General features: G+C 73.0%; 13 protein-coding genes. 6 read left to right on the top strand and 7 right to left on the bottom strand.

Annotated features, from left to right (window positions below; genetic code table 11):
* The first annotated feature begins 154 nt into the window (after positions 1-154).
* The 3 genes from ACIBU0_RS00165 to ACIBU0_RS00175 all read left to right on the top strand — a co-directional run bounded on the left by ACIBU0_RS00165 (position 155) and on the right by ACIBU0_RS00175 (position 4,765).
* Positions 155-2,899 (top strand): AAA family ATPase, encoded by a 2,745-nt coding sequence (locus tag ACIBU0_RS00165; protein WP_398809241.1) that lies wholly within the window; start codon positions 155-157, stop codon positions 2,897-2,899.
* 148 nt (positions 2,900-3,047) lie between these two features.
* Complete coding sequence (locus ACIBU0_RS00170) at positions 3,048-4,148, top strand: XdhC family protein (RefSeq protein WP_398809244.1); 1,101 nt, start codon at positions 3,048-3,050, stop codon at positions 4,146-4,148.
* 236 nt (positions 4,149-4,384) lie between these two features.
* A complete protein-coding gene (locus tag ACIBU0_RS00175) occupies positions 4,385-4,765 on the top strand; it encodes a hypothetical protein (protein WP_398809247.1) in 381 nt (126 codons plus the stop codon).
* A gap of 160 nt (positions 4,766-4,925) precedes the next feature.
* On the opposite strand, the gene ACIBU0_RS00180 is transcribed toward ACIBU0_RS00175, so the two are convergent.
* Complete coding sequence (locus ACIBU0_RS00180; protein WP_398809250.1) at positions 4,926-5,477, bottom strand: metallophosphoesterase family protein; 552 nt, start codon at positions 5,475-5,477, stop codon at positions 4,926-4,928.
* A gap of 181 nt (positions 5,478-5,658) precedes the next feature.
* Between ACIBU0_RS00180 and ACIBU0_RS00185 the strand changes: the two genes are divergently transcribed.
* Both ACIBU0_RS00185 and rfbC read left to right on the top strand, forming a co-directional pair.
* The gene (locus tag ACIBU0_RS00185; RefSeq protein ID WP_398809253.1) at positions 5,659-7,566 is read left to right on the top strand and encodes a glycosyltransferase family 2 protein; all 1,908 of its coding nucleotides are present in this window, start codon (positions 5,659-5,661) and stop codon (positions 7,564-7,566) included.
* Between the two features lie 4 nt (positions 7,567-7,570).
* A complete protein-coding gene (gene rfbC, locus ACIBU0_RS00190) occupies positions 7,571-8,173 on the top strand; it encodes a dTDP-4-dehydrorhamnose 3,5-epimerase (protein WP_398809256.1) in 603 nt (200 codons plus the stop codon).
* 64 nt (positions 8,174-8,237) lie between these two features.
* Here rfbC and ACIBU0_RS00195 read toward each other — a convergent pair whose 3' ends face one another.
* The 6 genes from ACIBU0_RS00195 to ACIBU0_RS00220 all read right to left on the bottom strand — a co-directional run bounded on the left by ACIBU0_RS00195 (position 8,238) and on the right by ACIBU0_RS00220 (position 14,711).
* On the bottom strand, positions 8,238-9,044 hold the full coding sequence (locus tag ACIBU0_RS00195) for a class I SAM-dependent methyltransferase (RefSeq protein WP_398809258.1): 807 nt from the start codon (positions 9,042-9,044) through the stop codon (positions 8,238-8,240).
* Positions 9,031-9,912 (bottom strand): dTDP-4-dehydrorhamnose reductase, encoded by an 882-nt coding sequence (rfbD, locus tag ACIBU0_RS00200; RefSeq protein WP_398809261.1) that lies wholly within the window; start codon positions 9,910-9,912, stop codon positions 9,031-9,033. Before rfbD ends, ACIBU0_RS00195 begins: the two co-directional genes overlap by 14 nt.
* Positions 9,909-10,112 carry a hypothetical protein gene (locus ACIBU0_RS00205; protein WP_398809264.1) on the bottom strand — a complete coding sequence of 68 codons (204 nt, stop codon included), beginning with the start codon at positions 10,110-10,112 and terminating at the stop codon, positions 9,909-9,911. The genes rfbD and ACIBU0_RS00205 overlap by 4 nt, the downstream gene beginning before the upstream one ends.
* A complete protein-coding gene (rfbB, locus tag ACIBU0_RS00210) occupies positions 10,109-11,098 on the bottom strand; it encodes a dTDP-glucose 4,6-dehydratase (protein WP_398809267.1) in 990 nt (329 codons plus the stop codon). The genes ACIBU0_RS00205 and rfbB overlap by 4 nt, the downstream gene beginning before the upstream one ends.
* Positions 11,095-12,162 (bottom strand): glucose-1-phosphate thymidylyltransferase, encoded by a 1,068-nt coding sequence (locus ACIBU0_RS00215; RefSeq protein WP_398809270.1) that lies wholly within the window; start codon positions 12,160-12,162, stop codon positions 11,095-11,097. Before ACIBU0_RS00215 ends, rfbB begins: the two co-directional genes overlap by 4 nt.
* 95 nt (positions 12,163-12,257) lie before the next feature.
* A complete protein-coding gene (locus ACIBU0_RS00220; RefSeq protein ID WP_398809273.1) occupies positions 12,258-14,711 on the bottom strand; it encodes a SpoIIE family protein phosphatase in 2,454 nt (817 codons plus the stop codon).
* 187 nt (positions 14,712-14,898) lie between these two features.
* Here ACIBU0_RS00220 and lanKC point away from each other — a divergent pair, with 187 nt between their 5' ends.
* Positions 14,899-17,505, top strand: coding sequence for a class III lanthionine synthetase LanKC (lanKC, locus tag ACIBU0_RS00225; RefSeq protein WP_398809276.1), 2,607 nt, complete (start codon positions 14,899-14,901; stop codon positions 17,503-17,505).
* Positions 17,506-17,552 lie beyond the last annotated feature (47 nt).

Consider the following 17,552-nt stretch of genomic DNA (forward strand, 5'->3'; position numbering starts at 1 on the left):
GCGGCGCCCGAGCGCATCAGGGAACTCCCCATATCTGTACGGCCCTTCACGAAGCTCCGAAGCCGGACAAGGATGCTCAATCACCCACGCCGATCACCCCGGCACGGGCACTCTGGGGGCAGTGGGGGCGCGGTGTGGGGCTTCGGGGGGCGTCATGGACGAGACGACGGTCACGGCGGTGTGCAAGCCCATCGGGCGAGAGCGTGAACGTACCCTGATCGACGGCCTGTTGAGCGGCCTCGACGACCGTGGCGGCGCCCTGCTGCTCAGCGGAGACCCCGGAATCGGGAAGAGCACGCTCCTGCGCTACGCGGCCGACCGCTGCCGTACCACCGTCCTGCGCGCCTCCGGCGTGGAGTCCGAGGCCGTGCTCCCCTACTCCCTCCTCGCCGACCTCCTCCTTCCCCTGCGCCCGCACTTCGCCGGACTCCCGACCGGGCAGCGGCGGGCCGTGGAGGGCTGCCTGGCGATCTCCGACCGCGGCGAGCCGAATCCGTACGCCGTGTGCGCGGGCGCGCTCGGGGTGCTCGCCGCCGCCGGAGAGCAACGGCCGCTGCTGCTCGTCGTGGACGATCTGCACTGGGCGGATCCCTCCTCGCGGCAGGTGCTCCAGTTCATGGCGCGCCGGTTGACCACCGAGCGGGTGGCGCTGGTGATGGCCGTACGGTCCGGGGGCGAGGACGAAGGGGCCTGGGAGAGCGTGCCGCGCGCGGCGCTGGGACCACTCGCCGACGACGACTGCTGGGCGCTGCTGCGGCGGCACGGGCTCGACCGGGCAGACGCAGCGGCAGGGCGGCTGGTCCGGCTGTCGTTGGGGAATCCGCTGGTGCTCGTGGAGTACGCGGCGGCTCTCGCCCGGGCAGGCTCCGCGGGAGCAGAGCCGTGGGAGGCGCCCGGACCGTTGGTGGAGCGGGCCTGGAGCGGACAGCTGCGCGCTCTGCCCCGCCGTACGCGCGAGGCACTGGTGTATGTCGCCGCCTCCCGCACCCCCGACCTCTCCCTGCTGGCAAGGGCGTTGGAGCTGGACGCGCTGGATGCCGCCGAGGAGGCCGGGCTCGTACGGATGCGCGACGGGGTCTGTGAGCTCCGGCATCCCGTCCTGCGGCCGGTGGTGCTCGGCCAGTGCTCCACCGCCCGCCGGCTCGCCGTCTACCGGCACCTGGCCGCGCTGTCGTCCGGCGAGCTGCAGACCTGGTATCTGGCCGCCGCCGCACCCGGCCCGGACGAGACGGTCGCCGCGCGGCTCGCCGCGGACGCCGGACAGGCCCGTCGGCGCGGCGCGTTGGCGGCGGCCGCACACGCCTGGCACCGTGCCGCCGAGCTCTCCCCCGACCCCGCCGACCTCGCCCGCCGGCTGTTCGAAGCCGCCCGCGACGCCTTCTACGGCGGTACGACGCGCGACGCCGCCCACTGGTGCGAGCAAGCCCTCGCCCACAGCCGCGACCCTCGCCTCACCGCCGACATCGAGCTGCTGCGCGGCCAGGCCTGCACCTGGCTCGGCGACCCTGCCCGCGCCCACCACCTCCTCGTCGCCGCCGCACGCGCGGTGGAGCCGGTGGACCGCTCCCGGGCCTGTCTTCTGTACGGCGCCGCCGTGGCCCCTGCCACGATGGACGGCCGGCTGCGGCACGCCTCCGACATCGCCGCCCGCTGTGAGGAGCTCGCCGACGACGGCCGGGACCCGCAGCGCCGCCATGCCGCCGTGATGCGGGCCAAGGCGCTGGCGCTGGGCGGTGACGTGCCCGCCGGGCGTGCCGCACTGCTCGCGCTGCTCGACGAGGGCGCCGCGGGGCCCGAGGAACGCCAGGTGGCCACGGACGTGGCCCAGGGCCTGTCCTGGACGGACGAGGGAGAGGTCGCCCGCCGGGTGCTGGACGGTGTGATCGAGGGGACGCGGCGCGACAGTTCGCCGACCCTGCTGCCGTTCGCGCTGCTGGGGCGGTGCGAGGTGGAGATGTGGAGTCGCTGGCCGATGGCGCGCGCGGACGCCGTCGAGGCGCTGCACTGGGCCGAGGAGTTCGGGCATCTGGCGATGGCGGGCTACGCGCTGGTGCAGCTGGCCCGGTTGGAGGGCCTGCGCGGTGACCTGTCCGGCTGCGAGGAGCACATCGCGCAGTACGAGCGGTGGTGCGGCGAACGGCTGCGCGGCCTCGGCATGTTCGCCCGCGGCGCCCTGGGGACGGCCGCGCTCGGCGCCGGGGATCCGGAGGGCGCTCGTACGCATCTGGAGGCCGCGTTCCGGACGGCCGACGAGATGGGGCTGGTCAACCCCAGTCTGATGCCGTGGGTGGCGGACCTGGCGGAGGCGTGTCTGCGCACGGGCGCCCGGGAACGGGCCGTGGCGGTCACGGACTGGCTCGCCGAGCGCGCGGCGGCCACGGCACTCGCGTGGCCCGAGGCCGCACACGCCCGCTGCCGGATCATGCTGGCCCGCACGGGCGAGGAGGCCGCCGACTGGCTGACCACCGCCGAGCGCGCCCACGCCCGCCGGGAGATGCCCTTCGAACGGGCCCGCACCCACCTCGTCGCGGGTGAGGTGCTGCGGCGGTTCCGGCGCCCGTCGGCGGCCCAGGAGCCCTTGCTCGCCGCACAGCGGACGTTCGCCGCGCTCGATGCAGCGCCCTGGGCGGCCCGTGCCTGGGCGGAGATCGCGGCGGCCGGCCACCGAACGCTCCTGCGCCGGGCATCCGGACCACCCTTGGTGGAGCTGCTCACCCCACAGGAATTCCAGGTGGCGCGCGCCATCGGCGGCGGCCTGAGCAACGTCGAAGCCGCGGCGTCCCTGTTCCTGTCCCGCAAGACGATCGAGGCGCACCTCACCCGCATCTACCGCAAGCTGGGCGTCCGCTCCCGCGCGGATCTGGCCCGGTGCCTGGCGCACGCCGGGCTTGTCGGGTGATCACTCCGCGGGAGGCATGCGCGGGTCCCTGCTCCGCCGCCGCACATGACCGTCGCTGGCGCAAGGTCGATACTGCCAAGTGCAGGGGTCCGACGACGTCCGCAGAAGGACGGGCTCGTCTCCGGTCTCACCAGGAGGTACCGGCGACATGCGTGACATTCTCCCGGTGCTCGGCGGCTGGTACGCGGCCCACGTGCCGTTCGGCCTCGCCACAGTCGTCGCCACGAGCCGCAGCGCGCCGCGCGATCCGGGCGCCGCGATGGCCGTCGGCCCGGACGACGAGGTCGTGGGCAGTGTGTCGGGCGGCTGTGTCGAGGGGGCGGTGTTCGAGCTCGCGCAGGAGGTGGTGGCGAGCGGGGAGGCACGTCTGGAGACCTTCGGGTACAGCGACGAGGACGCGTTCGCGGTGGGGCTCACCTGCGGCGGCGAGATCACTCTGCTGGTGCGGCCCGTGACACCGCAGAGCGATCCTGCGTTCGGGGAGGTCGCGGAGTCGGTGGCCGCGGGCCGCCCGGTCACGGTGGCCACGGTGACCGACGGGCCCGCCCCGCGCGGGGCGGCCCTCGCCGTGTGGCCGGACCGGGTCGCCGGCACACTCGGCGCGCCCGGTCTGGACGTGGCGGTCACCGCCGACGCCCGCGGCGAACTCGCCCTGGGTGCCACGGGCCTCAGGCACTACGGCCCGCGCGGTGAGCGCCGCGAGGACGCGGTCACCGTCTTCCTTCATTCCTTCGCGCCGCCGCCCCGCATGCTGGTCTTCGGCGCGATCGACTACGCGGCGGCAGTCGCCCGGATCGGCGACTTCCTCGGTTACCGGGTCACGGTGTGCGACGCGCGTCCGGTCTTCGCCACGCCGAAGCGGTTCCCGGAGGGCGTGGAGGTGGTCGTGGACTGGCCGCACCGCTACCTGAGCGGCACCGGCACCGACGAACGCACCGTGATCTGCGTGCTCACCCACGACCCGAAGTTCGACGTGCCGCTGCTTGAAGAGGCTCTGCGGCGCCCGGCGGCGTACATCGGGGCGATGGGCAGCCGCCGTACGCACGACGACCGGATGAAGCGGCTGGTCGAGGCCGGGCTCGGCGAGGGCGAGCTGGCCCGGCTGCGCTCTCCGGTCGGGCTGGACCTCGGGGCCCGCACGCCCGAGGAGGTCGCCGTGTCCGTCGCCGCGGAGATCGTCGCGCTGCGGTGGGGTGGCACGGGCGCCCCGCTGACGGCCACGGCGGGCGCGATCCATTCATCGTCGTAGCGGCCGGCAGGAGGGTGTCATGGAGCTGCACCCCGAGTCCGCCGTCCCCGCCGGGCCCGGTCGACGACGCACGCTCCGAGGAGTACGACGGCAAGACCTTGACCGGCGCGGTGGCCCGATCACCGTGCCGCACAAGGGCACCGTGGTCTTCGAGGAGCAGGACGAGGCCGCGCACCGCCATGGTGCTGCTCACGAGCGGCCGGTAGACGCGCGGCAAGGGCACCGCACGGGCCAAGGTGACCGGCACACTCGGCGAGCGCGACGGTGGTACGGCGGTGTCGGTGCGCACCGACCTGACCGTGACGGGGCGCCCGGCGCAGTTCGGGCGCAGGGTGATGGCCGAGGTGCGCGACCGGCTGGTCGGGCAGAGCGCCGCGTGCCTCGCGGAGCGGCCGGCCGAGCCCGCGGGGAGTGCGGCGGCGGGCGACCGGCAGCCGCAGGAGCCGCTCGATCTGTTCCGCACGGGCGGAGTGCCGGTGGTCAAGCGCGCCGCGGGGGCGGGGGTCGGTCCGGTGCTGGTGACGGTGTGCGTACGGCGGTGGCGACGGGCCCCCGTGCGTGATCGCGGCGACGATCGCTCACGCATGGCTCGAATCCGCTCGAATCCAGGGGTGTAGGGCGCGCGAGAAGGGGTAGTCGCGGCAGAACGGAGGCCTACGTGGCCCCCTCACCTCACCTCGGAGTGGGAAGGAGGTCCGTGAGAGCGCATTACTCGCAGCGCCCGGGCCGCTTCCCTGCGTATGGAGCGGCCCGGATTTTGTTGCAGTGCACCACCCTTCACTCTCCGGACGTCCCGGGCGCCCGGCGCGGGTGATCCGAAAGCGGCGCCTGGCGCGGCGGCAGCCGGTGCAGTTCCACGTCCGTGAGGCCGCCCTCGGCCACGGTGGCGGTCATGTAGGTGCAGTGGGGCTGACGGCGGCGGTCCGTCGGCGAGCCGGGGTTGAGCAGGCGCAGACCCGAGGGGGCCGTGGTGTCCCAGGGGATGTGGCTGTGGCCGAACACCAGGACGTCCAGGTCGGGGAAGCGGGCGGCGCAGCGCGCCTCACGGCCGTGGGCGGGGCCGGTCTCGTGGACCACGCCGAAGCGCAGGCCGCCGAGTTCGGCGTATGCCACCTCGGGGAGCCTGGCGCGCAGTTCCGGTCCGTCGTTGTTGCCGTACACGCCGACGAGCCGGGCGCAGCGGTGCTCCAGCAGGTCGAGCGTGGCCGTGTCGACCCAGTCCCCCGCGTGGAACACGACGTCGGCGCGCGGGAGTTCGGCGAGGAGCCGGGCGGGCAGTTCCTTGGCGCGTTTGGGCAGGTGGGTGTCGCTCATCAGCAGCAGGCGCACCTGGTCAGGCTACCTGCGCAGCAGGGCTTCGACCGAGGTCGGCACCGCCTGGCGGCTGTGTCGGCCGGGCGCGGCGACTGTGGTTGAGCGGTGGACAAAGGCGATGACGTGGTTAGGATTTGGCCACGAGCGCCGTAATCTGACGCAAACGCACAGCGACCCCTAGGGGGCTCGGACCCGGATGCCGGTCAAGGTCAGCGTCGTCGTCCCCGTGTTCAACCCCGGGGTCTATATCGAGGACTGCATCGAGTCACTGCTCGGACAGTCGCTGCCCCCGGACGAGTACGAAGTGATCTTCGTCGACGACGGCTCCACCGACGACACGCCGGCCCGGCTCGACGCCCTCGCCGCCGCGGACCCCCGGGTGACCGTCGTCCACCAGGAGAACTCCGGCTGGTCCGGCAAGCCCCGCAACGTCGGCATCGCCGCCTCCCGCGGCGAGTACGTGATGTTCGTGGACAACGACGACCACCTCGGCGACGAGGCCCTGGAGCGGATGTACGACTACGGCGTGGCCCACGCCGCCGACGTCGTGGTCGGCAAGATGGCCGGCAAGGGCCGGGCGGTGCCGGTGGAGCTGTTCCGCCGCAACCACCCGCGGGCCACCGTCGAGAACGCGCCGCTGATCGACAGTCTCACTCCGCACAAGATGTTCCGCCGCGCCTTCCTCGACGACATCGGTCTGCGCTTCCCGGAGGGCAGGCGCCGGCTGGAGGACCACGTCTTCGTCACGGAGGCGTATCTGCGCGCGAGCAACGTCTCGGTGCTCAGCGACTACGTCTGCTACTACCACGTCCGGCGGGACGACTCCTCGAACGCCGGTTTCCAGCGCTTCGATCCCGGCGGCTACTTCAAGAACCTCCGAGAAGCCCTGGACGTCGTCGAGCGGTACACCGAGCCGGGACCGTTGCGTGACCGGCTGTTCCGGCGGTGGCTGCGGGTCGAGATGGTCGAGCGGATGCGCGGGCGGCGTTTCCTCGCGATGCCGGCGGACTGGCGCCGGGAGCTGTTCGAGGAGATCCACCAGGTCGTCGTGGAGCGCTTCGGCCCCGGTGTGGCGGCCGGGCTGCAGCCGACGCAGCAGGTCGTCGCCGCACTGATCATCGCGGGCCGGTACGCCGACGTCGAGGCCTTTGCCGAGTGGGAGGCCGGCATCGCCCTCACGGCCGTCCCCGAGCGCGTGGCCTGGGACGACGGCACGCTGCGGGTCGGTTTCACCGCCGAGTACACGTCCGCCGGCGAGCCGATGACCTTCGCCGCCGACCCGGCCCGTACCCCGCCGGCCGGCCCGCCCGAGGACCTGGCCGCCGCCCTCGCCTGGGTGGGCGCCGACACCGTCGCCCGGTTCGGCCGGGCGACCGCCGACCTGCTGCTGCGCGAGCGTGCCAGTGGGGCCCAGTACTTCCAGCAGGTGGAGTTCACCCGGGAGGAGCTGCCGGAACCCGGCGACGACGGCCGCGTCCGCCTGGTTCTGCGCACGGCCGCCGCCGTGGACCCCGCCACCCTCGCGGGCGACGGCCTGTGGGACGCCCACGTCCGCGTCAAGCTGGGCGGCTGGACCAAGGAGTGCCGCCTCGGCCCCGCCCCGCGCGGGGACCGTCCCGCGCCGTACGCCGGTGTGGTCGGCGGCCACGTGGTCCTGCCGTACTGGACCGCACCGCACGCGAGCCTCGCCCTGGACGTCGACCGGGCGACCCACCGCGTCGGCCTGGGCGCGCTCACCCCGGACGACGTCACGGTCTCGGGCAACCGTCTGCACGCGCCGCTCCCCCTCCACGTCCCGGACGCCGGCACCGAACTGCCCCTCCGCCTCACCTCCTCCGGCACCTCGCACGAGGTGCCCGCCACGCTGTCCCCGCACGGGTCCGGCTCCCTGCTGGAGGCGGTGCTCCCCCTCGGTGAGCTGAGAAGAGCGACCTGGCGGCCGGCGCTGGGCATGCCCGGGTCGCGCTTCCTCACCCTGCCGTTCGCCCTGCGGGTCGGGGCGGGCGGGGTACGAGTGGTGCGGGCTCCCCGTGTCAGTGCCCTGCGACGCCTGGTCCGCAGGGCGAGGCGCCGTATGGGCAGAGCCCGATCGGGAGGGAGGTGACGGCATGCGATCCCTCGGCATCGAAGGCGCGTGGGCACTGGAGCCCAAGGTCTTCCCGGACGAACGGGGCACCTTCCACGAGTGGTACCGCGGCACGGAGTTCCGCGAGGCGACCGGCTACGACCTGTCCCTGGCGCAGGCCAACTGCTCGGTCTCGCACCGGGGCGTACTCCGCGGCGTCCACTTCTCGGATGTGCCGCCCGGCCAGGCCAAGTACGTCACCTGTGTGCGCGGCGCAGTCCTCGACGTGGTCGTCGACATCCGCGTCGGCTCCCCCACGTTCGGCCGCTGGGAGGCACTGCGCCTCGACGACACCGACCACCACGCCGTGTTCCTCGCGGAGGGACTGGGCCACGCCTTCATGGCGCTCACGGACGACGCCACGGTGGTCTACCTGTGCTCGACGGGCTACGCGCCAGAACGCGAACACGGGGTGCACCCCCTGGACCCGGAGTTGGGGATCGTCTGGCCAGAGCACATCACGCCCGTACTGTCACCCAAGGACGCACAGGCACCGTCGCTGGCCGAGGCTCGAGAGTCGGGCCTGCTCCCGTCATACGAGATCTGCAGGGCCCACTACGAGCACGGCCGACGACAACGCCCCTAGGGGCGCGGGGAACTGCGCGACCGACCACGACGGCGCCGCAGACGCACAACGACACAGCGCGGCACTACGGATGGCCACCAAGCACTCCCTCAACTGCTTTCCGCAACGGCTCCCACCCCCGAGACCGCCCAACCCCAAGCCGACGAGCCCGCGCCAACGGCCGCCAGAAACTCGCTCCCAGCAGCGCCTCCGGTGCCACCGCCCCCGCCCGATCCAGAATCGTCTCCGGCACCTTCTGCGGATCCGGCACCTCGTACTCGGCCACGATCTCGTCGTACCGATCCCGCAGCACCGTGCTGCGAGGATCGGCACCGAACACCACGAGCTGCCCGGTCGGCTGCGTGTCGACGAGCACGGTCACCAGGTCAGGCCGGTAGCGACCGAGGATCTCGGCGATCTTGTACACGTCACCCGTCCACGCTCCCGTGTGCCGGTCCCGCGCCGCCTCGTCGACGTTCCGCGGCAGCATGTCGTCGAAGACGATCACGCTGGTCCAGTCGGAGTGCCGCTCGATGTTCATGAAGTCGCGCAGCGCGTACTCGAACAGGTGCATGCCGTCGATGAAGGACAGGTCGAGCACGGTACGACGCCAGTACCCGAGCGGACTGCGCCCGCGGCGCAGGTTGCGCAGCGGATGACGCCCGCCCTTGAGATGGATCAGCGGATTGTCGCGGGCGAAGAAGGCGTCGCTGGTCGCCTTGACCAGATGGACGTCGCAGCGGATCTCCGTGACGACCTTGAAGGCGGGGTCGACGGCGATGGTGGGGACGCGGGAGAGCCTGAGACTGCGGCCGTCGTTGACGCCGATCTCCAGGTAGTTGCGGTTGCCGCTGACCTTGTGCAGCTCCTTGAGGAATTCATGGCGTTTCACGAAGGGTCTCCTTGCGGATCCGGGGCAGTGCTTCGTGCAGGGCGGTGCGCCAGTCGCGCGGTGGCGCGAGGCCGAGCCGCTGCAGGCGGCCGTGCGCGAGGACGCTGTACGCGGGGCGGGGCGCGGGACGTGGGAAGGCCTCGCTGGTGACGGGGCGCACCCGGTCGGGGTCGGCGCCGAGCAGCCGGAACACCTCGCGGGCGAGGTCGTACCAGGTGGCCTCGCCGGAGTTGGTGGCGTGCAGGACGCCGGTCGCGTCGACTCCGACGTGCGGGCCGAGGTCGGCGATCGTCGCGGCGACATCGGCGGTCCAGGTGGGCTGACCGCGCTGGTCGTCGACGACGTCGACGGTGTCCAGGCGGGCTTCGAGGCCGATCATCGTGCGGACGAAGTTGCGGCCGTGGACGCCGTACAGCCAGGCGGTGCGTACGACGGCGCTCGCGGCGGGGAGTTCCTCCGACACGCCTTGCTCGCCCGCCAGTTTGGTGCGGCCGTAGACGTTGTGAGGGGCCGGGGGGTCGTCCTCCGTGTAGGGGGTTCGGGCGTCCCCGGCGAAGACGTAGTCGGTGGAGACCTGGATCAGGCGGGCCTCGTGCGCGGCGCAGGCCCGTGCGAGCAGGCGCGGGCCGTCGCCGTTGACGCGCAGGGCCCGTTCCTCGTCCTTCTCGGCGTCGTCGACCGCCGTGTACGCGGCGCAGTTGACGACGAGTCCGGGGCGGTGGGCCGCGAGGGCACGGGCGACGCCCGCGGGGTCGGTGATGTCGAGGGCCTTGCGGTCGAGGCCCGTCACCTGCTCGCCGCGGGTGCGGAGCTCTGCGACCAGATCGCGCCCGAGCATGCCGCCTGCACCGGTCACCAGCCACCTCATCCGTGCTCCTCGTCGACGCGCCGCCTGAGGGGCCCCCACCAAGCCCGGTGGTCGCGGTACCAAGCGACCGTGGCAGCGAGACCCAAGACCAAGCCGTGGCGAGGGCCGTAGCCGAATGCCGAGCGGACCCAGGCCCAGCGGAATTCCTCCACCAGATCGCGCCCGAACATGCCGCCCGCACCGGTCACCAGCCACCTCATCCGTGCTCCTCGTCGACGCGCCGCTTGAGCGGTTCCCACCAGGCCCGGTGGTCGCGGTACCAGGCGACCGTGGCGGCGAGACCCGCGGCGAAGTCGTGGCGGGGGCGGTAGCCGAGTTCGGTGCGGGCCTTGGTCCAGTCGACGGAGTAGCGCAGGTCGTGGCCCTTGCGGTCCTCGACGTGCCGTACCCGGTCCCCGTCGGCTCCGCAGGCCTGCAGCAGCAGCGCGGTGAGGTCCCGGTTGCTCAGCTCGGTGCCGCCGCCGATGTTGTAGATCTCGCCGGGGCGGCCCTGGGTGCGGACGAGTTCGACGCCGTGGCAGTGGTCGTCGACGTGCAGCCAGTCGCGGACGTTGAGGCCCTCGCCGTAGAGGGGGACCTGCTCGCCGTCGAGGAGGTTGGTGATGAACAGCGGGACGACCTTCTCGGGGAACTGGTGCGGTCCGTAGTTGTTGGAGCAGCGGGTGACGCGGACGTCGAGGCCATGGGTGCGGTGGCAGGCGAGGGCGAGCAGGTCGGAGGAGGCCTTCGAGGCGGAGTACGGCGAGCTGGGCCGCACGGGATCCTCCTCGGTCGCCGAGCCGGTCGCGACGGAGCCGTACACCTCGTCCGTCGAGATGTGCACGAAGGGTTCGACGCCGTAGCGCAGGGCCGCGTCCAGCAGGGTCTGGGTGCCGACCACATTGGTGAGGACGAAGTCGTCGGCGCCCGCGATCGAGCGGTCCACGTGGGACTCGGCGGCGAAGTGCACGACTTGGTCGGCCTCGGCCATCAGCTTGTCGACGAGCTCGGCGTCCCGGATGTCGCCGCGCACGAACCGCAGCCGGGGGTGTCCGAGTTCGAGGTTGTCCAGGGTGCCGGCGTAGGTGAGCTTGTCGAGCACCGTGATCCGTGGCGCGTCGGGTGCGTCCGGTGCGTCACGGGCGAGCAGATGGCGGACGTAGGTCGAGCCGATGAAGCCGGCGGCGCCGGTGACGAGAAGGTTCATGTGTGGATCTGCACCTTGCTGTGGTCGCCGAGGACGAGGCGGTGGGCGCTGGGAACGCTGGGGGCCGGGGTGACCTGGACGTGCCGGCCGATGAGCGAGGACTCGATGCGGCCGACCCCGTCGATGGAGGAGTCCCGCAGCACGATGGAGAACTCCAACTCGCTGTCGGTGATACGGCAGTTCTCCGCGATGGAGGTGAAGGGGCCGACGTAGGAGTCCTCGACGACCGTCCCGGCGCCGACGACGGCGGGGCCGACTATCCGCGAGTTGACGATGCGCGCCCCCGCCTCGACGACCACCCGGCCGACGGTCTCCGACGCGTTGTCGACGTCGCCGTCGATGCGGCGCGCGAGGCTCTCCAGGACGGTCCGGTTGACCTCCAGCATGTCGGCGACGTTCCCGGTGTCCTTCCAGTAGCCCTTGATGACCGTGCAGCGCACGTCGGCGTGCGAGTCGATCAGGTGCTGGATGGCGTGGGTGATCTCCAACTCGCCGCGCCAGGACGGTGTGACGGCGCGGACCGCGTCGTGGATCGCGGGCGTGAAGAGGTAGACACCGACCAGGGCGAGGTCGCTCTTGGGGTGCGCGGGCTTCTCCTCGAGGCCGATGACCTGGCCGGTCTCGTCGAGTTCGGCGACGCCGAAGGAGCGTGGGTCCTGGACGCGGGTGAGCAGGATCTGGGCGTCGGGGCGGTTGTCGCGGAACTCGTCGACGAGGTCGGTGATTCCGCCGACGATGAAGTTGTCGCCGAGGTACATCACGAAGTCGTCGTCGCCGAGGTAGTCGCGGGCGATGAGGACGGCATGGGCCAGTCCCAGCGGCCGTTCCTGCGGGATGTAGGTGATGTCGAGGCCGAATCTGGTTCCGTCGCCGACCGCGTCCTGGATCTCCGCGGCGGTGTCGCCGACGATCACGCCGACCTCGGTGATGCCTGCTTCGGCGATGGATTCCAGGCCGTAGAAGAGCACGGCCTTGTTGGCGACCGGCACGAGCTGTTTGGCCGAAGTATGCGTGATCGGCCGCAGGCGTGTACCGGCGCCGCCGGACAGCACAAGAGCCTTCATCTGCTTCACCATAGCCCGGATCCGGCCGATTTGAGGATGGCGGGAATGGCCTGTTCGTCACCGCCGTGCCGCCGGGCGTTCACCGGACTGTGGCCTCAGCCGCCCAGCGCGATCTCGCTCCACACCTGTTTTCCGCCACTGACCGGCACCGTTCCCCAGGCCGCGGACATGGCTTCGACCAGGAGGATGCCGCGGCCGCCGGTGGCCTCCCAGCTGATGCTGGTGGGCTTGACCGGAGTGCGCGGTGAGGCGTCGGCGACGGCGACGCGCAGCCGGTCGTGGACGAGGGTGAGGTCGAGGCGGACCCGGCCGTCGGTGTGCACGAGGGCGTTGGTGACGAGTTCGCACACGACGAGCAGCACGGTGTCCAGGTCCGCGCGCGGCACGCCCCAGGCGCGCAGGGTGCGCCGGGTGAAGCGGCGGGCGTGGCCGACGGCCTCCGGGACCCGCCAGACGGTCCAGGTCTCGCGCAGCGGGCGTACGGCCATGCCGTCGTAGCGCATCAGGAGCAGGGCGATGTCGTCGCTGCGGCGCGCGTCCACGAGCAGGGTGTCGGCGACGAGGCCGAGGTGGGCGGGGTCGGAGCGGGCGAGGTCGTGGGCGAGCCGTTCCAGGCCGGTGTCGATGTCGGCGTCGGCGGACTCGACGAGGCCGTCGGTGGTGAGGGCGACGACGGTGCCGGGCCGGAGCCTGAGCGGGCTCATCGGGAAGTCGGCCTGCCGCATCACGCCGAGCGGCGGTCCGCCCTCCGCCTCCGCGATCTCCGTGCTGCCGTCGGGGTGCCGCAGCACCGGCGGGAGGTGGCCCGCGCGTACGCACCAGGCGGAGCCCTCTTCCAGGTCGACGTCGACGTAGGCGCAGGTGGCGAAGAGGTCGGTCTCCATGTCCATCAGGAGGCGGTTGGCGTGGTGGACCACCACGTCCGGCGGGTGTCCCTCGGCGGCGTAGGCGCGCAGGGCGGTGCGCATCTGGCCCATGAGGGTGGCGGCGGCCGCGCTGTGGCCCTGGACGTCGCCGATGACGAGGGCGACGTGGTTGTCGGGCAGCGGGATCACGTCGTACCAGTCGCCGCCGACCTCAAGACCCGCGGTGGTGGGCAGATAGCGGGCGACGGCCTCGGCGCCGGGCAGCTTGGGCAGGCGGCGCGGCAGCAGCTGGCGTTGGAGCATGCCGACGAGTTCGTGTTCGGCGTCGAAGGCGCGGGCGCGCAGCAGGGCTTGTCCCGCCAGGCCGGCGGAGGCGGTGAGCAGGGCGCGTTCGTCGGGGCCGAACTCGTGCGGGGCGTCCCAGCCGATCAGGCAGGCGCCGGCCATGCGGCCCCCGGCGGGCAGGGGCAGGACGGCCAGGCCGCCGGGGCCGACGTCGGCGAGGGCGGGTTCCAGCGGGGTGCCGGCCGGCCAGATCTGGGCGCGGCCCTCGCGCAGGGCGGAGGCGAGGGTGGGCATGGCGCGCACGGGTGCGTCGGGCCATTCGGTGCGCCACTCCAGGCGCCACAGCTGCGGCCAGGACTCCGGTTCGGGCGGGTCGAGGACGGTGACGACGAGGCGGTCGTTCTCCAGCTCGGCGAGGGCGATGCGGTCGGCGCGCAGCGGCTTGCGCAGGGCGGTGACCACGGCGTGGCTGACGTCGCGGACGGTGCCGGCGGTGGCGAGGGCGGCGGCGAGACGCTGGACGCGGGCCACGTCGGTGATCTCGGCGCGCAGGGTGGAGGCGTCGGCGACGGTGCCGACGAGGCGGGCCGGGAGGCCCTCGCCGCCGGGCAGGAGACGGCCGCGCAGCCTGAGCCATCGGGGCGGGCCGGCGGGCTGCAGGACCCGGAACTCCAGCTCGCGGTCGCCGATGGACATGTGGCCGGACTCGACGACGGACATCAGCGACGGCAGGTCCTCCGGGACGGTCAGGCCCAGCAGGGTCTCCACCTTGCCGTCGAAGTCGGCCGGGCCGAGGCCGAACAGCGCCAGGATGTCGTCGCCCACCTCGACGCGGCCGGTGTCCATCGCCAGGCTGAACGCGTTCGCCGGCAGCTCGCCGCCCTCGGCGACCGCGGCCCGGCCGGGGAGGGCGACGGCCTCGGCGACCAGCTCCAGGCACGCGCGGTCGTCGGCGCCGAAGCCGCCGGGGTTCTCGGTCACGGCCAGCAGACAGCCCCCGTCGGCGCCGTGGGCGGGAAGGGCGGCCAGGTGGAAGTCCCTCGACGGGGCCCGGCGCGACTCCGCCGAGTCGGCGAGCTCCTCCGGGGCGAGCCACACGGGACGGCCGGTGCGGTGGGCGGCGGCGACCGGGGACCGTCCGGCCAGGGCGTAGCCGTCGCGCAGCCCGTACAGGGTGCGGGGCACGCCGGCCGACTCGATCAGGCACAGCAGGTCGGCGTCCTCGCTCGGCGTGTACACGGCGGCGAAGGAGGCGCCGCCGAAGACGAGCGCCTGTTCCAGGACCCGGCGCAGCCGATCGGGTGAGTCCGGCTCGACGGAAAGCGCCTTCAGGGCGGCCTCGGCACGCGGACGCCTCGTCCTGCGTCCCGCAGCGCCCTCACTCACCACGTCCGCCATTACAGCGCTTGTGGGCCACGCGCGCAGCCCCTGTGACCGTTCGATGGAGTCTTGACGTGGGCAGTGCTCGAAACTCTCCGAACATTTCTTGACGCATGCGTTCCGCACGGCGATCTCGTGACAGCCATGACTGTTGATGCCCGCCGGGCCGCTGGAAGTCTCGGCAGCGGGCCAAGGAGGGGGAGGCATGGACAAGCGGTACGAGGTGTACGCGCTCGCCGACCGGCATTTCTACGAGTCGCCCGACCGCATCTCCGCGGGCACGCGGGGCGCCGAGCAGCTCTACGGGACGGCGCGGCGGGCGGTGCCGGAGGGCTGGGACGCGGCGCGGATCGGTGACTGGCTGGCGCTCACGCCGCTCGGCCCGGACGGGGCGCCGGTACCCGGTCCGGCCCAGGGCTGGAAGGTCCATGCCTCGGCCACCCGGGCGAACGCGGAGCGGATCGCGGCGATCGTGTGGGACTACTGCGTGCCGCGCCGCATCCCGTTCAAGTTCGTGCCGGGCCCGCATCTGCTGCATCTGCGCAACACCAAGTACGCCGCCCGGGACAGCAGCGGCAAGTTCGTCACGGTCTACCCGGCCGACGAGGAGCAGCTGCACGTGGTGCTGCGCGAGCTCGGCCGGCTCCTGGAGGGCTTCGAGGGGCCGTACATCCTCACCGATCTGCGGTGGGGCGACGGCCCGCTGTATGTCCGCTACGGCGCTTTCGCGCGCACGTTCGTCGTCGACGACCGGGGTTCGCTCGTGCCGGCGGTGCTGGACGGCGAGGGCAGGCGGGTGCCGGACCGGCGGGCGCCGTCCTTCCAGGTGCCGGAGTGGGTGACGCTGCCGGCCTTCCTGGAGCCGCATCTGGCGGCGCGCAACACGACGACGGTGGGCGACCTGCCGTACCGCATCGAAAAGGCGCTGCACTTCTCCAACGGCGGCGGGGTGTACGCGGGGACCGACACCCGCGACGGACGCCGGGTCGTGCTGAAGGAGGGGCGTCCGCACGCGGGGCTGGCCGCCGACGGGGCGGACGCGATCACGCGCCTGGAGCGGGAGAAGGCCGCTCTGGAGCAGCTGGCGGGGACGGGTGTGGTGCCGGAGGTGCGGGACTGGTTCACGCTCGGCGACCACCGGTTCCTCGTCATGGACTTTCTGGAAGGGCGCCCGCTGAACTCGTTCTTCGCCGAGCGGCATCCGCTGCTCACCCCGGACCCCGATCCGAAGGCGGTGGCCGACTACACGGCGTGGGCGGTGCGCATCCACGGGGCGGTGGAGCGGGCGGTCGAGGCGGTGCACGCGCGCGGGATCGCCTTCAACGACCTGCATGTCTTCAACATCATGGTCGGCCCCGACGAGGAGTCGGTGTCCCTGCTCGACTTCGAGGCGGCGGCGCCCATCTCCGAGCAGGGCCGGCAGGTGGTCGCCCACCCCGGCTTCTTCGCCCCGCCGGACCGCACGGGTGCCGACGTCGACCGCTATGCGCTGGCGTGTCTGAGGCTCGCCCTGTTCCTGCCGGTCACCACGCTGTTCGTGGTCGACCGCGGCAAGGCGGCCCATCTCGCCGAGGTGATCGCCGAGCAGTTCCCTGACGTGCCCCGAGAGTTCCTGGACGAGGCGGTCACGGAGATCACCCGCGGCGTCCCGCTGCCCGCACCGTCCCTCGTGGTGCCCGGGGACTGGCCGTACAGCCGCGACTCCATGGTCAAGGCGCTGCTCGCCTCGGCGACGCCGGAGCGCGACGACCGGCTCTTCCCCGGCGACATCACGCAGTTCTCCGACGGCGGCGGCCTCGGCCTCGCGCACGGTGCGGCGGGGGTGCTGTATGCGCTGGACGCCGTCGGTGCCGAGCGGTACGAGGAGGGCGAGCGCTGGCTGCTGGCCCGGACCGCGCCGCCGCCGACGGGTACGCCGCTGGGGCTGTACGACGGTCTCGCGGGCGTCGCCCACGTCCTGGACCGGCTCGGTCACCGGCAGCGCGCCCTCGACCTGGTCGAGGGGATCCTCGCCGAACGGTGGCAGAACCTCTCCTCCGACCTGCACGGCGGGCTGGCCGGACTCGGCCTGGTCCTGGCCGGGTTGGCGCAGGCGACCGGCGAGACGGAGCTGCGGGACCGTGCCGCCGAGGCCGCCGACATCCTCGTACGACGACTCGCGCAGCCGCTGCCGGACACGCCCCGGCGACGGCGGGCCGGGCTGCTGCGCGGTGCGAGCGGTCCCGCGCTGTTCCTGCTGCGGCAGTACGAACGCACCGGTGAGCCGGGACTGTTGGCGGCGGCCGGCGTGGCGCTGCGGCGGGACCTGGAGTGCTGCATGACGCATCCGAGCGGCTCGCTGGAGGTCGACGAGGGCTGGCGCACGCTGCCGTACCTCGGCGACGGCAGTGCGGGCATCGGGATGGTCCTGGACGACTACCTCGCTCACGCCGCCGAGCCGGACACGGAGTTCGAGCGGGCCCGCGCCGGGATCCTGACCGCCGCCACCAGCCGCTTCTACGTGCAGCCGGGCCTCTTCCAGGGCCGCGCCGGGATGATCCTGCACCTCGCCCGCACCACGGCGCCCGGCGCGACCGGTGAGCGGCTCGCCGGGCAGATCGCCGGGCTCGGCTGGTTCGCGATGGACTACCAGGGCCAACTGGCCTTCCCAGGACACCAGATGATGCGGCTGTCGATGGATCTGGGCACCGGAACGGCAGGGTGCCTGCTCGCGCTCGGCGCGGCCCACGCGGCCCCCGGCGATCCCGCCGCCCCTCACCTGCCGTTCCTGCCGCCGCTCGGGCGGCCCCCACAGCGCGGTTCCGCGAGCTGACGGAGCCGTGACCCAACCCCGTCCCCACGGGTGGACGACACCGATAA

Source organism: Streptomyces sp. NPDC049627, assembly GCF_044465645.1.
Lineage (GTDB): Bacteria > Actinomycetota > Actinomycetes > Streptomycetales > Streptomycetaceae > Streptomyces.

What these genes read in the sequence shown, in the direction of transcription:
- rfbD (WP_398809261.1), bottom strand. Translation starts at nt 9,912, where the DNA reads ATGAGGTGGCTGGTGACCGGTGCAGGCGGCATGCTCGGGCGCGATCTG.
- ACIBU0_RS00170 (WP_398809244.1), top strand. Translation starts at nt 3,048, where the DNA reads ATGCGTGACATTCTCCCGGTGCTCGGCGGCTGGTACGCGGCCCACGTG.
- ACIBU0_RS00215 (WP_398809270.1), bottom strand. Translation starts at nt 12,162, where the DNA reads ATGAAGGCTCTTGTGCTGTCCGGCGGCGCCGGTACACGCCTGCGGCCG.
- ACIBU0_RS00205 (WP_398809264.1), bottom strand. Translation starts at nt 10,112, where the DNA reads ATGAGGTGGCTGGTGACCGGTGCGGGCGGCATGTTCGGGCGCGATCTG.
- ACIBU0_RS00220 (WP_398809273.1), bottom strand. Translation starts at nt 14,711, where the DNA reads ATGGCGGACGTGGTGAGTGAGGGCGCTGCGGGACGCAGGACGAGGCGT.
- ACIBU0_RS00185 (WP_398809253.1), top strand. Translation starts at nt 5,659, where the DNA reads ATGCCGGTCAAGGTCAGCGTCGTCGTCCCCGTGTTCAACCCCGGGGTC.
- rfbB (WP_398809267.1), bottom strand. Translation starts at nt 11,098, where the DNA reads ATGAACCTTCTCGTCACCGGCGCCGCCGGCTTCATCGGCTCGACCTAC.
- lanKC (WP_398809276.1), top strand. Translation starts at nt 14,899, where the DNA reads ATGGACAAGCGGTACGAGGTGTACGCGCTCGCCGACCGGCATTTCTAC.
- rfbC (WP_398809256.1), top strand. Translation starts at nt 7,571, where the DNA reads ATGCGATCCCTCGGCATCGAAGGCGCGTGGGCACTGGAGCCCAAGGTC.
- ACIBU0_RS00165 (WP_398809241.1), top strand. Translation starts at nt 155, where the DNA reads ATGGACGAGACGACGGTCACGGCGGTGTGCAAGCCCATCGGGCGAGAG.